The 12512-nt window shown below is 66.1% G+C and carries 14 protein-coding genes; all 14 read right to left on the bottom strand.

Going from position 1 to position 12512, the window contains the following annotated elements:
• Positions 1 to 223 precede the first annotated feature (223 nt).
• The 14 genes from rpsO to ACH2A7_RS06050 all read right to left on the bottom strand — a co-directional run bounded on the left by rpsO (position 224) and on the right by ACH2A7_RS06050 (position 12461).
• Positions 224 to 481: a 30S ribosomal protein S15 gene (gene rpsO, locus ACH2A7_RS06115; RefSeq protein WP_394960794.1), complete on the bottom strand. Its 258-nt coding sequence runs from the start codon at positions 479 to 481 to the stop codon at positions 224 to 226.
• Between the two features lie 216 nt (positions 482 to 697).
• The gene (locus ACH2A7_RS06110; RefSeq protein ID WP_394960793.1) at positions 698 to 2101 is read right to left on the bottom strand and encodes a hypothetical protein; all 1404 of its coding nucleotides are present in this window, start codon (positions 2099 to 2101) and stop codon (positions 698 to 700) included.
• Positions 2085 to 3044 carry a riboflavin biosynthesis protein RibF gene (gene ribF, locus ACH2A7_RS06105; protein WP_394960792.1) on the bottom strand — a complete coding sequence of 320 codons (960 nt, stop codon included), beginning with the start codon at positions 3042 to 3044 and terminating at the stop codon, positions 2085 to 2087. The genes ACH2A7_RS06110 and ribF overlap by 17 nt, the downstream gene beginning before the upstream one ends.
• 6 nt (positions 3045 to 3050) lie before the next feature.
• A complete protein-coding gene (gene truB, locus ACH2A7_RS06100) occupies positions 3051 to 3935 on the bottom strand; it encodes a tRNA pseudouridine(55) synthase TruB (protein ID WP_394960791.1) in 885 nt (294 codons plus the stop codon).
• Positions 3932 to 4915, bottom strand: coding sequence for a bifunctional oligoribonuclease/PAP phosphatase NrnA (locus ACH2A7_RS06095; protein ID WP_394960790.1), 984 nt, complete (start codon positions 4913 to 4915; stop codon positions 3932 to 3934). The genes truB and ACH2A7_RS06095 overlap by 4 nt, the downstream gene beginning before the upstream one ends.
• Before the next feature lie 39 nt (positions 4916 to 4954).
• Complete coding sequence (gene rbfA, locus ACH2A7_RS06090) at positions 4955 to 5314, bottom strand: 30S ribosome-binding factor RbfA (RefSeq protein WP_394960789.1); 360 nt, start codon at positions 5312 to 5314, stop codon at positions 4955 to 4957.
• A 12-nt stretch (positions 5315 to 5326) separates the two neighbouring features.
• On the bottom strand, positions 5327 to 7642 hold the full coding sequence (gene infB, locus ACH2A7_RS06085; protein WP_394960788.1) for a translation initiation factor IF-2: 2316 nt from the start codon (positions 7640 to 7642) through the stop codon (positions 5327 to 5329).
• On the bottom strand, positions 7639 to 7965 hold the full coding sequence (locus ACH2A7_RS06080) for a L7Ae/L30e/S12e/Gadd45 family ribosomal protein (RefSeq protein ID WP_394960787.1): 327 nt from the start codon (positions 7963 to 7965) through the stop codon (positions 7639 to 7641). The genes infB and ACH2A7_RS06080 overlap by 4 nt, the downstream gene beginning before the upstream one ends.
• Complete coding sequence (gene rnpM / locus ACH2A7_RS06075) at positions 7952 to 8233, bottom strand: RNase P modulator RnpM (protein ID WP_394960786.1); 282 nt, start codon at positions 8231 to 8233, stop codon at positions 7952 to 7954. The genes ACH2A7_RS06080 and rnpM overlap by 14 nt, the downstream gene beginning before the upstream one ends.
• A gap of 45 nt (positions 8234 to 8278) precedes the next feature.
• Positions 8279 to 9343, bottom strand: a complete 1065-nt coding sequence (gene nusA / locus ACH2A7_RS06070; protein WP_394960785.1) for a transcription termination factor NusA — start codon at positions 9341 to 9343, stop codon at positions 8279 to 8281.
• 79 nt (positions 9344 to 9422) lie between these two features.
• A complete protein-coding gene (gene rimP, locus ACH2A7_RS06065) occupies positions 9423 to 9908 on the bottom strand; it encodes a ribosome maturation factor RimP (RefSeq protein ID WP_394960784.1) in 486 nt (161 codons plus the stop codon).
• Between the two features lie 214 nt (positions 9909 to 10122).
• A complete protein-coding gene (locus tag ACH2A7_RS06060; RefSeq protein WP_394960783.1) occupies positions 10123 to 11361 on the bottom strand; it encodes an aminopeptidase in 1239 nt (412 codons plus the stop codon).
• 64 nt (positions 11362 to 11425) lie between these two features.
• Positions 11426 to 12109, bottom strand: a complete 684-nt coding sequence (locus tag ACH2A7_RS06055) for an LrgB family protein (RefSeq protein WP_394960782.1) — start codon at positions 12107 to 12109, stop codon at positions 11426 to 11428.
• The gene (locus tag ACH2A7_RS06050) at positions 12090 to 12461 is read right to left on the bottom strand and encodes a CidA/LrgA family protein (protein WP_394960781.1); all 372 of its coding nucleotides are present in this window, start codon (positions 12459 to 12461) and stop codon (positions 12090 to 12092) included. Before ACH2A7_RS06050 ends, ACH2A7_RS06055 begins: the two co-directional genes overlap by 20 nt.
• Positions 12462 to 12512: the final 51 nt, after the last annotated feature.

The raw sequence follows: 12512 nt of genomic DNA, 5'->3' as shown, positions 1-12512 counted from the left end.
CCTCCTGTGTTTTTTCGCGGCGGTGCCGCGGTGTGTGTTGCGGAGGGAGGGTGGCTTTAGCAATAAATCCGGGGTTCTTCAGGGCCGAAAAGCCCCCGATTTACCGCTAAAAACACGCTTCCCTCCGCCGGGCGCGGGGGACAATCGCCTGTTTTTGGCCCGGGGCCGAAAAACAGGTAAAAGGCAGGCGGTGCAAACGACCGCCTGCCTTTTGTTGCTGTGATTACTTGCGCAGGCCCAGCTTGGCGATCAGGGCGCGGTAACGCTCGATGTCCTTCTTCTTCAGGTAGGCCAGCAGGTTGCGGCGGCGGCCGACCATTTTCAGCAGGCCGCGGCGGCTGTGATGGTCATGGGGGTTGGACTTCAGGTGCTCGGTGAGGTGGTTGATGCGGGCGGTCAGCAGGGCCACCTGCACCTCGGGAGAACCGGTATCGGTCTCGTGCACGCGAGCGGATTCGATGATGACTTTCTTGTCTTCCATTGTGGTTTACCTCGTTTCCTTGATTTGCCGATGACCCGGTGCAGGGCAGCGAGGCGCTCTGTTGCAGAGCATACACCCCAAACTGAGTCACGGTAGCCATAATAGTATAGCACAGCCGGATGCGGATTACAAGGGATTTTTCGTCATCCATCCCGCCGCGGAGGATATTTTTGCCGCGTGCCGGCCCCGCCCGTGTTACAGTCGCGGGGGGCGGCATCAGCCCAGCAGATAGCCTGCCATGGGCAGGACCACGAACCCGGCGGCCAGCGCCAGCCGCAACAGGGTCAGATCCAGGGGCAGCGGTTCCCCGCCGCGCTCGGCCCGATCACCGCACAGGGCGGGGCAAAAGCGCAGGACCATGGCCGCCAGCAGCACAAAACAGACCGCCTCCGCCACCGGCAGCACCTGCTCGCGCAGGCCATAGGCCAGATTTTCCAGCCTGCTGCCCTGATGCCGCGCCAGCAGGAACCCCGCCGGAGACCACCACACCACCTTTGCGTCATAGAGCCGGGGGACCGTCAGCATCGCCCGCGCAAAGAACGCGCCGCCCGCCAGGCTGTCCAGCAGCAGCAACGGTTCACCGGGCCAGCCGCTCAACAGCAGCAGCGCTGCGCAGGGCGCCAGCAGTGCCTCCCAGTAGGGACAGATGTTCGCCGAAAGGAAGAAGCTGGCGTATCCGGCAAGATACGCCCACACCGCCCAGCGCGTCTGGCGGCCATCCTGCCCGGGGCGCAGCCAGCAGAACAGCCACAGCGCGGCCACCAGCAGCGCCAGCAGCGGCAGGCGCACATTGCCCAGGTCCAGGCCCCGCTCCAGCGCCCGCTCCAGGAACCGGCCTTCGTCGAAGCCCGTGGGGGTTTGGAGTTTATCCTGTAAAAACAGCAGCTTGGACACAAGGGTCAGCGAGCAGACCAGCACGCCGTCCCGCACCAGCGCCAGCGGGCGTTTCTGCCGCAGCAAAAGCAGCGGCACGAATACGAACAGGCCGAAATTTTTAAAGGTCACCGCCAGGGCGAACCATCCCACAAAGGCCCGGTGCTTGCCGGACAGGTAAGCCCGCAGGCCCAAAAGGGTAAAGAACACGCTGAAGATATCGATCTGCCCCACGCAGAAGGTCCCGTTGAGCAGGAACAGCGAACTGCAGAAGAGCCAAAGGGCCTGCCGCCGGCGCCTGTGGTCACAGCCCAGATCCCCGGCGATGCCGTTCAGCGCCCACACCGTCCCCGCAGCGGGCGCCAGCGTGCTGCAGCGCACCCACAGCAGCGCCAGCGCGTTGGCCTCAAAGGTGAGGCCGGTGGCCTTTTCCCACAGGTATACCGGCAGGTCCCACAGGGCAAAGGGCAGGTACACCCAGATATCATAGGGCACCTCGCCGGTGTGCTGAACGGTGTCGCCGATGGAGAGCGTCGCGCCGGTGCGGTAAAAGGCAAAAAGTTCGCCCCGCGCCAGCACGTCCCACAGGTTCATGGCGTGGCGCGCGATCAGCTGGATGTCGGTATAGTTGTAACAGAGCAGGCTGAAGAGCATCAGCGCGCCGGTCACGACCCATGGAAAAGCAGCGGGCAGCCGCCCTCCCGCGATGGGCACTTCACCCGCTGCCCGCCTACCTTGCTTGCTCATGTTCCTCCCCCGTACCGGCTTCTTTTTGGAACCAGGCCACCGCCTGCCGCGCCCAGCCCATCACCGCGTCCCGCAGCTGGTCGGTGCTGTCAAAACGGCGGCTCTCGGCTATGTAGTCCAGGAACTCCACCGTCACCCGCTCGCCGTACAGCTGGCCGGAAAAGCCGGGCAGGAAGGTCTCGCAGGTGGCCCCCTCTCCCGTCTTGTTCACGGTGGGCCGCTCGCCGAAGCCGGTGGCCCCGGGGTGCCATGCGCCCTCCACCAGCGCCCGGGTCACATAGACGCCGTAGCGCGGGTGGGCGAAGCCCTCGGGGTAGACCTGGTTCAGGGTGGGCATGCCCAGGGTGTGCCCCAGGCCCTTGCCGTGGCGCACCTCAAAGTCGATGGCATAGGGGCGGCCCAGCATGGCGTTCGCCGCCCGGATATCCCCCGCCGCCAAAGCGGCCCGGATGCGGGTGGAACTGACCGTCTCGCCCTTGTAGAGGGCCATGGGCACCACCTCCACCCGGATGCCCAGAGGGGCGCAGAGGGCCTTGAGGGCCGCCACGTTGCCGGCGGCCTTTTTGCCGAAGGTGAAGTTGTCGCCGCAGAAGACGGCCTTGGCGTTGTACATCCCCCGCAGCACATCGCCGACGAAGGCCTCGGGGGAGAGGTCGCAGAATTCCTCAAAGGGGGGCTCGAAAAAGCGGTCGGCCCCCAGTTCCTCGATGCGGCGGTGCTTTTCGCCGTCGGTGATGAGCCGGCCGCCCTTCATGATATGGCCGGCGGGCAGGCTGAAGGTGAACACCGCCGCCTCCAGCCCCTCGGCGCGGGCGCAGTCCACCGCGGCGGAGATCACCGCCCGGTGGCCGATGTGCACCCCGTCAAAAAAACCCAGGGCCACCGCGCTGCCCCGCCCGAAGGCGGCAGGCGGCAGGGCCGTGAGCCGATGACAGATCTCCAAGGCGTTTCACGCCCTTTCCACAAACAGTTTTTCGGCGCGCAGGGTTCCGTCCCCGGCCTCGCCCAGGCCCAGGAAGGCATCGCCGGCATAGAGCCGCCAGCGCCCGGGGGCAAGGTCGGCCCGGCGCACCAGCGCGCCGTTCAACAGCCGCAGCCGCTCGGCCTCGCTCACCGCGGCGGCGGGCAGGTGGGCGAACACCGTGTCCACCCCCAGCAGGAGTTTTTCCAGCTCCCCCGCCTCTTTGGCGGCCTGGATCTTGTCCATCGTGACGCAGCTGTCCAAGGTGAACGCCCCCGCCCGGGTGCGCCGCAGCGCCGCCAGGCAGGCGGGGCAGCCCAGGGCCGCCCCCACATCCTCCACCAGGGTGCGCACATAGGTGCCCTTGCTGCACTCGATGTCGATAACGAACCGGTCGGGGGCGGTCTGTTGTGCCAGCTCCAGCCGGTAGAAGGTGACCGGGCGGGGGGCCCGCTCCACCGTTTTGCCCTGGCGGGCCAGCTTGTAGAGGGGCACGCCCCCCACCTTCACCGCCGAGTACATGGGCGGCGTCTGCATCCGGGGGCCCAGGAAGGCGGCCAGCGCCCCTTCCACCGCCGCCGCGTCGGGGATGTTCTCCCCTGCTGCCACCGGCGTGCCGGTCACATCGCCGGTGTCGGTGGCAAGGCCGAAGCGCACCTCGGCCCGGTAGGCCTTATCGTGGTCCGGCTGCAGGTCCACCGCCTTGGCGGCGGCGCCCACGAACACCGGCAGCACCCCGGTGGCCATGGGGTCCAGCGTGCCGGAGTGGCCCAGCTTGCGGGTGGCCAGCACCCCCCGCAGCTTTGCAATCACGTCGAAGCTGGTCCAGCCGGCGGGCTTGTCCACCGGCAGGATGCCGCACAGAGGACTCATTCCTCCTCCTTTGCGCCCTGGGCGCAGCGGGCCAGTTCCTTTTCCACCTCGGCCAGCACCGCGGCCTTGGCGTTGTCCAGGTTGCCCTCCAGCTCGCAGCCGGCGGCCTGCTCGTGGCCGCCGCCGCCCAGCCGCTTGGCGATGGCGCAGGCGTCCACCCCTTTGACGGTGCGGATGCTCACCTTATAGCTGCCGCCGGGCTGCTGGCGCAGGGTGACGCCCACCCGCACGCCCTCGATCTTGCGGGGCAGGCCGGTGACGCCCTCCAGTTCGGCAGCGGACACGCCGGAGGCGGCGATCTGCTCCCGCGTCATGTAGATGAGGGCGCACTGCTCGTCGAAATAGTACTCCAGGTTCTCCAGCGCGGTGCGCTCGATGGCGATGCGCCCTTTCGACTTGCTCTCGAAGAGCAGGGCATTCAATTCGCCCACCCGGGCGCCGGCCTCCATCAGCGCCGCCGCCACCTTGTGGGTGTGGGCGGTGGTGTTGTTGTAGAGGAAGCAGCCGGTGTCGGTGGAGATGCCGGTGTACAGGCAGTCGGCGATCACCGGGGTGATGGGCACCTGCATGGCCTCCAGCAGCTGATAGATGATCTCGGCGGTGGCGGCGGCCGAGGCGTCCAGATACATGGCGTCGGCGTAGCCGCTGTTGGAGCCGTGGTGGTCGATGCACAGGTCCACCCGGTCGGAATAGGGCCTTGCCCCGTCGCCGAACAGCTGGATGCCCGCCACATCCACCGCCACCACATACCCCGGCTCAAACTGGCCGGTGTACAGTTCGATCTGCATGTAGGCATACCGGGCGGGGATGGGGTCGGAGCAGAGCAGCGCCGCCGTTTTCCCCAGGCCCTTCAGGGCGTGATACAGCGCCGCGGAGGAACCCACCGTGTCGCCGTCGGGGTTTTTGTGACACAGGATCAGCACGTTCTCCGCGTGGAGCAGGCGGCTGATCAGGGTCAGCAATTCCAGAATCTCACTCATGGTTTCTCCTTCTTTCGCCGCACCCTGCGGCGGGGCCGCTTAAGCCTGCTCCTCCTTGTGGAGGTCGGCCAGCAGCTCGTTGATGTGGGCGGCGTAGGCCGCGCCCTCGTCCCGCAAAAACACAAAGCGGGGCGCCTTGCGGATGTGCATGCGGCGGGAGATCTCGGTGCGCACATGGCCGGTGGCCCGGTTGAGCGCCGCCACCGCCTCCTTGGCGGCCGCCTCGTCCCCCAGCACGCTGACGAACACCCGGGCCTGGTCCAGGTCCTGCGTGACGTCCAGCCGGGTGATGGTGAGCAGGCCGCCGGCAAGGCGGGGGTCCTTCATCTGCCCCACGATGCCGATCAGCTCCCGCTTCATATCCTGGGCCAGCCGGCCCTGATTTTTCGGATTGGGCATTCTCTCACCTCGTCAGTCCCGATACTCTTCCAGGATGTAGGCCTCGAAGATATCGCCCTCTTTGATGTCGGAGAACTTCTCCAGGGTCACGCCGCACTCGTAGCCCTGGGCCACCTCTTTCACGTCGTCCTTGAAGCGGCGCAGGCTGGCGATCTCGTCCTCGGTGACCACGATGCCGTCGCGCACCACCCGGATCTTGCTGGACCGGGTGATCTTGCCCTCCAGCACATAGCAGCCGGCCACCTGGCCCACGCTGCTGATCTTGTAGACCTGGCGCACCTCCAGACGGCCCTGCTCCACCTCGCGGATCTTGGGGGCCAGCATGCCCTTCATGGCGTCGGTGACGTCGTTGATGGCGTCGTAGATCACGCGGTACATCCGCATCTCCACCTCGGCCTGGGCGGCCTCCTCCTTGGCCACGGGGTCGGGCCGCACGTTGAAGCCGATGATGATGGCGCCGGAGGCGTTGGCCAGCATCACGTCGGACTTGTTCACCGCGCCCACGCCGGTGTGGATGACCTTCACCCGCACCTCGTCGTTGCTGATCTTCTCCAGGCTCTGCTTCACGGCCTCGGCGCTGCCCTGCACGTCCGCCTTGACGATGATGTCCAGCTCCTTGCGCTCGCCCTCGGCGATCTGGCTGAACAGGTTATCCAGGGTGACCTTCTGGTAGGTGCTGAACTGGCGCTCCTTGGCCTCGGCGGCGCGCTGGTCGGCCAGTTCGCGGGCCAGCTTCTCGTCCGCCACCGCGTCGAACAGATCGCCCGCGGCGGGCACCTCGGTGAGGCCGGTGATCTCCACAGGGGTGGAGGGGCCGGCGTCCTCGATGTACTGGCCCTTGTCGTTCTTCATGGTGCGCACACGGCCCACGGCGGTGCCGGCGATGATGCAGTCGCCCTTGTGCAGGGTGCCGTTCTGCACCAGGATGGTGGCCACGGGGCCCTGGCCCTTGTCCAGCCGGGCCTCCACCACGGCGCCCTTGGCGCGGCGGTTGGGGTTGGCCTTCAGCTCCCGCACCTCGGCCACCAGGTTGATGCTCTCCAGAAGTTCGGGGATGCCCTGGCCGGTGAGGGCGGACACCGGCACGCAGATCACGTCGCCGCCCCACTGCTCGGGGACCAATTCGTACTGGGTGAGCTGCTCCATCACCCGCTCGGGGTTGGCGGTGGGCTTATCCATCTTGTTGATGGCCACGATCACCGACACCTTGGCGGCCTTGGCGTGGTTGATGGACTCCACCGTCTGCGGCATGATGCCGTCGTCGGCGGCCACCACCAGCACGGCGATGTCGGTCATGTTGGCGCCGCGGGCGCGCATGCTGGTGAATGCCTCGTGGCCGGGGGTGTCCAGGAAGGTGATGGTCTTGCCGCCGGCGGTGACCTGATACGCGCCGATGTGCTGGGTGATGCCGCCGGCCTCGCCCTCGGTCACATGTGTCTTGCGGATGGCGTCCAGGATGCTGGTCTTGCCGTGGTCGACGTGGCCCATCACCACCACCACGGGCGGGCGCTCCACCAGATCGGCGGCGCTATCCTCTTCCACCTCGAACAGCCGCTCCTCGATGGTGACGTGCACCTCTTTCTCCACCTTGGCGCCGAACTCCTCGGCCACGATGGCGGCGGTGTCGAAGTCCACCACCTCGCTGACCGAGGCCATCACGCCCAGGCCCATCAGCTTTTTGATCACGTTGCTGGCGGTCTGCTTCAGGCGGCTGGCCAGCTCGCCCACGGTGATCTCGTCGGGGATCTGCACCTTCAGCTGGGCCTTGCGGGCCTTCTCCAGCTGGATGCGCTGCAGCCGCTCGGCCTCGGTCTCCCGCTTCTTCTGGAAGGGCTGGCGGCCCCGGTTCTTGTTGTTCGCGAACTTCTGTTTGTTGCCCGCCGGGGTGGGCTTGCGGCGGTTCTCCACGTTCTTGGTGCCCGCCAGTTCGGTGTACTTCTCGTTGAATTTGTCCAGGTTCACGTCCACGGTGCGGGTGTCCACCACCTTGGTGACCACCTCCCGTTTGGGGGCGGGGGCGGCGTCCTCCGGCTTCTTCTCCGTCTTGTGGTGCTTGGGCCGGGGCATCTCCACCACGGTGCCGTCCGCCTTTTTCAGGATCTCGCTCTCCTTGGGCTTGGGCTTGGGGGCGCTGTCCAGGTAGGCGGCGAGGTCCGCCTCGGCGTTCTCCTGGGTCATGCGCTCGAAGATGTAGTTCAGTTCCGTCTCATCCAGGTTGGCGCCCACCTTCTTGGGTTCGCCCCCCAGGGCAGCCAGCAGGTCGATGATCTGCTTGGCGGGTTTGTTCAGGTCTTTGGCGACCTCGCTCACTTTGTATTTAATGATCATGCGTTGTCCTCCTTGTTCTGCTCGAGGCTGCGGCGGCACAAAACGGCCAGCTGCTCGTCGGTCACGGCGTAGACGCCCACCTTTTTCCAGGTGATGGGGCACAGGTCCGCCTGGGCGAGGGGCATCTGCAAACAGGGCACCAGATCCTCGCAATTGCGGCGCACCCGCTTTGCGGTGCCCTCGCTCACGTCGCCGGCCAGCAGCACCAGCCGGGCTTTGCCCCGGTACACGCTGTCCATCACGGCGTCGAAGCCCAGCACCAGCCTGCCCGCCTTTTTGCACAGCGACAGGGCTGCAAACAGTTTTTGGTTATTTGTCTCCACCTTGGGCTCCTTCTATCTCTTGTTCGATCCGCTCGTAGACCTCGGGCGGGATCTGCGCGTCCAGCGCGCGCTCCAGGCGTTTGGCCTTGCGGGCCTTGGCAAGGCACTGGGCGCTGGGGCACAGGTAGGCGCCCCGGCCGGGCATCTTGCCCACACGGTCCAGGGCGATCTCGCCCTGAGGGCTGCGCACGATGCGCACCAGCTCTTTTTTGGGCTTCTGCTCATTGCAGCCGGTGCAGCGGCGCAAAGGGATCTTTCGTTGTTGCACGGGGCAGCTTCCTTTCTTCTCTTAGTATGAACGGCAAAGAGGAGTTCAGTCGTCGGTGTCCTCGCCGTAATAGCCGCTCTCGGGGCGGATGTCGATGTTGTAGCCGGTGAGCCGGGCGCACAGCCGGGCGTTCTGGCCCTTGTTGCCGATGGCCAGGCTCAGCTGATGGTCGGGCACGGTGACCCGGCAGGCCTTGCGCTCGCCCTCCAGGATCTCCACCTTCAGCACCTTGGCGGGGCTGAGGGCCGCGCCGATGAACTCGGTGATGTCCTCGCTCCAGCGCACCACGTCGATCTTCTCGCCGTGCAGCTGCTCCACGATCTGATTGACCCGGGCGCCGTGGGCGCCGATGCAGGCGCCCACCGGATCCACGTTCTCGTCCTTGGACCAGACGGCCATCTTGGTGCGCACGCCCGCCTCCCGGGCGATGGCGCGGATCTCCACGGTGCCGTCGAAGATCTCGGGCACCTCCATCTCGAACATCCGCTTCACCAGCTGCTCGCTGGTGCGGCTGATGATGATGCGGGGCCCGCGCTCGGTGACGATCACGTCCTTGACGTACACCTGCACATGCTGGCCCTCGTAGAACTCTTCGCCGGGCACCTGCTCAGAACGGGGCAGCACCGCCTCGCCCTTGCCCATGTCCAGCACCACGATGCCCCGCTCGGTGTCGATGCGCACCACCTGGGCGGTGACGATCTCGTGGGCCTTGGACTGCATCTCGCTGTACAGCTGGCTGCGCTCGGCCTCCCGGATGCCCTGCCGGATGACGTGCTTGGCGGTCTGGGCGGCGATGCGGCCGAACTCCTTGGTCTTGAGGGGGGTCACCACCCGCTGGCCCACCTGGTAGGTCTTGCGGATGGCCTGGGCCTGCTCCAGCGAAAGCTGGGTGTGGGGGTTCTCCACCTCTTCCACCACGTCCTGCACCAGGTTCACCGAGAACTTGCCGGTGGCGGGGTCGATCTCCACCAGCACGTTGTCATCCTCCACCTCGTAGTCCTTCTTGACGGCGATGACGATGGCCGCCTTGATCTTCTCGATCAGGTACTCGGGGGAGAGGCCGCGCTCCTTGCCCAGCATGTTCAGGGCCTCAAAAAACTCTGCGTTCATTTTTTCCGTTTCCTCCAATTTTGACCGACCGCGCACACGGGCCGTAGAATTTTGTAAAGGCGCGAAAACTGCGCCGGGATCAGAACAGGTCCTCGTCGTCGCACAGCTTCACGAAGCTGGCGTTTGCGAGGGGGAAGGTGACGGGGCCCGCCGGGCCCTCCAGGGTGATGTCGCCATTGGTAAAGCCGTGCAGGATGCCCTCCAGCTCCCGTGCGCCGGAAGCGTCCGGGCGGATGAGGCGGGCGGCGATCTTCTGGCCCAGACAGGCCTCAAAATGTTCGGGCCGGGTGAGCCGCCGGCCCAGGCCCGGGCTGCCCACCTCCATGAAGTAGCTCTGGTCGATGGGGTCGGCGGCGTCGATCACCGGGTCGATGGCCCGGCTCACCGCCTCGCAGGTGTCGGTGTCCAGCGGGGTGTCCCGGTCGATGAAGATGCGAAGGAACCAGTCCGGCCCCTCCTTTTCAAAGCGCACGTCCCACAGCCGCAGGCCCATGCCCTCCACCACCGGCCGCACCAGCTGCTCCACCGTGCGCGCCGTGTTGCCGCCGCCGTTTCCTTTCGCCATGGCAAAACCTCCCAAACATGCAAAGAGAGCGAGCCTTGCGGCTCACTCTCCAGTCAAACATTCTTACTCTGGCATTATACCACGCCGTTTTTGCTTTTGCAAGCCTTTCGCGGCGCGGTTTTGGCCTTTTTGCGGGGTTTGGGGGCTGCGCCCGGCGGCTTTGGGCTTTTTGCCCGGCCGGGCGCAGCCTTTCGCGAGGCGCTTTATCCTCCGCTCACAGCGCCCACTCGCCGTTCTCAAAAATGGTCACGGTGCGGCCGTCCTTGCAGCGGCCGGTGATGGTCATGTCCGCCGCGCCCACCATCACGTCCTCGTGGACGGCGGAGTCGTTCACGCCCAGGGCCAGCAGCTCGTCCTTGCTCATGGAATTGCCGCCCTTGACGGTGCCGGGGTAGCCCGCGCCGAAGGCGATGTGGCAGGCGGCGTTCTCGTCGAAGAGGGTGTTGTAGAACAAAACGCCGCTGCGGTTGATGGGGCTGGAAGCGGGCACCAGGGCGATCTCACCGATGCGGCAAGCGCCCTCGTCGCTGGCCAGAAGTTCCGCCAGCAGTTCATCGTTCTTTTCGGCGGAGTGGGCCACCACCCTGCCGTCCTTAAAGGTCACCGAGAAGCCCTCGATCAGCTGGCCGTTGTAGACATAGGGCCTGGTGCCCTTGACCACGCCGTCCACATGCAGCCGGTGGGGCGCGGTGAACACCTCCTCGGTGGGGATGTTGGGGATGAAGGGGATGCCGTTGGCGGCCACGCCGGCCGCGCCCTCCCAGGTGTGGTCGTCCGCCAGGCCCACCACCAGATCGGTGCCGTTCGCGCTGGTCATGTGGATGCTCTCCAGGTCCAGGGCGTTCAGCTTGTCGCGGTTTTCGCTCATGCGGGCGGTGTGCGCCTTCCAGACTTCCACCGGGTCGGAGTCCGCGTCGATGCGGCAGACCTCAAAGATCAGCTGCCACAGCTTTTCCACCGCCGCCCCGGTCTCCATGCCGGGAAACACCACCGCCGCCCAGGCGGGGCTGGGGATGGCCACCACGCACCACTGGATGAGATCGTTCATGGTATAGTTGCGCCAGGGCTCCAGCGCGGCGCGGCGGGCCATGTTCACCCGGTTCAGCTTGCCCGCGTCCAGGCCCTTCAGGGCCTCGGGGTCGTCGGCGTGGATGTTCAGAACGCAGGCGCCGCCCTCGCTCTCCACATAGTCCAGATAGCTGCGCAGCAGATGGGGCTTCACGTCGCACAGCACCGCCTCGCTGGCCTTGTCCATCCGGATGCGGGTGAGCTGCTCGTCGGAATATTTCACCACCACGTCCGCGGCGCCGGCGGCAAAGGCCGCCTCGGCGCAGGCCCGGGCGAAGAAGGCAGTCTCCACCGGGCTCTGGATGATGAGGGTCTGGCCGGGGTTCACGTTCACCCCCACCTTGACGATGAATTCGGCGTACTTGTTCATCAGGTTCTTGTCCATGGATCATTCTCCTTTTCTTCGCCGCCTTGCGCCGGCGTATTTTCAGTATGGGAAGGGAAAGCCCTCACCACACCAGCGAGAGCAGGGTGGTGAGCAGGCCCGCCACACCGATGGCCACGCTGCTCATGGCGCCCTGCACCGGGCCCATCTCCATGGCGCGGCCGGTGCCGACGGCGTGGCTGGCGGAGCCGATGGCTACCCCCGCCGCCACCGGGTGCTCCTCCAACCGGAAGAGTTTGACCAGCAACGGCGCGAAGGCCGCCCCCACGATGCCGGTGAAGAGCACGCAGAGGGTGGTGACGGCGGGCAGGCCGCCGCCGGCCTCACTGAGGGCGATGGCGATGGGGGTGGTGGCGCTGTGGGGCAGCACGCTGCCGGCGAGGGAGTCGTCCATGGCCAGCAGCCGGCACAGGCCGATGGCCACCACCGCGTTGACCACCGCGCCCACGGCGCAGCCCAGCACCACCGGCCAGAAATTTTCTTTCAGCACCTGGCGCTGGCGCCAGACCGACAGGCCCAGCGCCGCGGTGGCGGGCAGCAGCAGCATGTCCAGATAATCGGCGCCCTTATAAAACCACTCCAGCGGGATGCGGAAGGCCGCCAGCGCCGCCACCGTCAGGGCGATGGCCACCAGCAGCGGGTGGATCAGCGGATTTTTGCACTTGGCTGCCACCCACAGACCGATCTGCCACGTCAGGGCGCAGAGCACAATGCCAAAGACGTTGTTGTCACAGATGAGTTCTTTCATGACGCACTCCTTTCTGGATTCGCTGCACCAGCCGCACGGTGAGGGCGGCAGCAAAGGTAAAAAACCCGCTGACAACGCAGACCGCCGCCAGGGCGACGCCGCTCTCGGCCAGCACGTCCAGATATTCCAGCAGGCCCACGCCTGCGGGCAAAAAGAGGAAGGTCAGGTTTTTCTGCAAAAAATCACACACGCCGGCCACCGAGCCCTCTTTGACAAGGCCGACGCCCAAAAGGCCGGCCAGCAGCAGGATGGCCAGCACGCTGGCGGGCAGGGTGAAGGGCAAAAGGCCGCTCACCACGGTGGCGGCAAGACAGATGCCGAACACAATAAGAATCTGACGGATCACGTTCATTTGCTGTTTCTCCTTGATCCACGCAAAGAGGGCCTGCCGCTGCCGGCAGGC

Source organism: Candidatus Allofournierella merdavium (assembly GCF_944382735.1).
In the GTDB taxonomy this organism is placed as follows: domain Bacteria; phylum Bacillota; class Clostridia; order Oscillospirales; family Ruminococcaceae; genus Allofournierella_A; species Allofournierella_A merdavium.
The sequence above is the reverse complement of the archived record's forward strand: the minus strand, read 5'-3'. Positions and strand labels throughout refer to the sequence as shown.

Bases quoted from the DNA above. Each gene is read 5' to 3' on its own strand.
- rpsO (WP_394960794.1), bottom strand. From the start codon at position 481: ATGGAAGACAAGAAAGTCATCATCGAATCCGCTCGCGTGCACGAGACC.
- ACH2A7_RS06110 (WP_394960793.1), bottom strand. From the start codon at position 2,101: ATGAGCAAGCAAGGTAGGCGGGCAGCGGGTGAAGTGCCCATCGCGGGA.
- truB (WP_394960791.1), bottom strand. From the start codon at position 3,935: ATGAGTCCTCTGTGCGGCATCCTGCCGGTGGACAAGCCCGCCGGCTGG.
- ACH2A7_RS06095 (WP_394960790.1), bottom strand. From the start codon at position 4,915: ATGAGTGAGATTCTGGAATTGCTGACCCTGATCAGCCGCCTGCTCCAC.
- rbfA (WP_394960789.1), bottom strand. From the start codon at position 5,314: ATGCCCAATCCGAAAAATCAGGGCCGGCTGGCCCAGGATATGAAGCGG.
- infB (WP_394960788.1), bottom strand. From the start codon at position 7,642: ATGATCATTAAATACAAAGTGAGCGAGGTCGCCAAAGACCTGAACAAA.
- nusA (WP_394960785.1), bottom strand. From the start codon at position 9,343: ATGAACGCAGAGTTTTTTGAGGCCCTGAACATGCTGGGCAAGGAGCGC.
- rimP (WP_394960784.1), bottom strand. From the start codon at position 9,908: ATGGCGAAAGGAAACGGCGGCGGCAACACGGCGCGCACGGTGGAGCAG.
- ACH2A7_RS06060 (WP_394960783.1), bottom strand. From the start codon at position 11,361: ATGGACAAGAACCTGATGAACAAGTACGCCGAATTCATCGTCAAGGTG.
- ACH2A7_RS06055 (WP_394960782.1), bottom strand. From the start codon at position 12,109: ATGAAAGAACTCATCTGTGACAACAACGTCTTTGGCATTGTGCTCTGC.
- ACH2A7_RS06050 (WP_394960781.1), bottom strand. From the start codon at position 12,461: ATGAACGTGATCCGTCAGATTCTTATTGTGTTCGGCATCTGTCTTGCC.